This window comes from Mesorhizobium sp. M7A.F.Ca.CA.004.04.2.1 (assembly GCF_004022825.1).
Lineage (GTDB): Bacteria > Pseudomonadota > Alphaproteobacteria > Rhizobiales > Rhizobiaceae > Mesorhizobium.
Genome location: NZ_RZPH01001471.1, coordinates 1 through 1,017, shown reverse-complemented (window position 1 = coordinate 1,017; position 1,017 = coordinate 1). Strand labels below are relative to the sequence as shown.

The 1,017-nt window shown below is 64.5% G+C and carries 1 protein-coding gene; it reads right to left on the bottom strand.

The window, feature by feature from the left end; translation table 11 throughout:
* A partial coding sequence (locus tag EN893_RS35465) for a PAS domain-containing protein (RefSeq protein ID WP_164901463.1) occupies nt 1–1,017 on the bottom strand: 1,017 nt, incomplete at both ends.

Sequence of the window (1,017 nt, the reverse complement as noted above, 5' to 3'; positions counted from 1 at the left end):
GGGCGGACACCGGGCGTGTGGAGATGGCAAGGCCGAGGCCGGCCCCGCCATGTGTGCGTGTCGACGTGCCGTCGGCCTGCTCGAATTCCTCGAAAATGCGCTCCAGGTCGGCGTCACGCAGGCCCGGACCGGTATCGGCGATGGTGAAGCATATGCGGTCGCTGGTTTCGGTGCGTGCGCGTGCTATGCTCACCAGCACGCCGCCGCTGTCGGTGAACTTGATGGCGTTGCCGATGAGGTTGAGAAGCACCTGCCTGACCTTGCCCGGATCGGCGGTGATCAATTGCGGCACGTCGGGTTCGACATGGCAACCCAGTCCGATATCCTTGGCGAAGGCGCGCGCCGCCAGCAATTCGATGATGTTGTCGGCGATCTCGCGCACCGACATCGGCTGCGGCTCGGGGTCGAAGCGCCCGGCTTCGATCTTGGAATAGTCGAGAAGATCCTCGATCAGGGCAAGCAATGCGCTGGCCGAGGTCGAGACGGCGCCGACATAGGTCTGCTGCTCCGGCGACAGGCTGGTGTCGGCGAGCAACCTGGCCATGCCCATGATGCCGTTCATCGGGGTGCGGATTTCATGGCTGACGGTAGCGAGGAAGCGCGATTTGGCCTGGCTGGCATATTCGGCCCGTTCGCGTGCGGTGATCAGCGACGATTCGGCGCGTTTGCGGGCGGTGATGTCGCGGGCGATGGCGCGGTGTGAAACGGCGCCGCTGTCCTTGTCGCGCACCGACAGTTCGATCCAAGAGAACCAGCGCTGCCCGCTCGGCGTGCTGATGGAGACATCGGTGGAACTCAGGCACTCATGGTCGGAAAAGGCGGCATCGGGAACCATGCCGACCTCGATGCCCAGTTCCGCCAGGGTCTTGCCGGCGAGGTCGCGCTGGTCGATCTCGACGAGATCGGCGAAGACCTTGTTGGCATAGACGATGTAGCCGTCGCGGTCGCGATGGATGACGAGATCGCCAAGCGCGTCGATCAGGCCGCGAAAGCGCTCGTCGCTCTCCTGCATCTCCC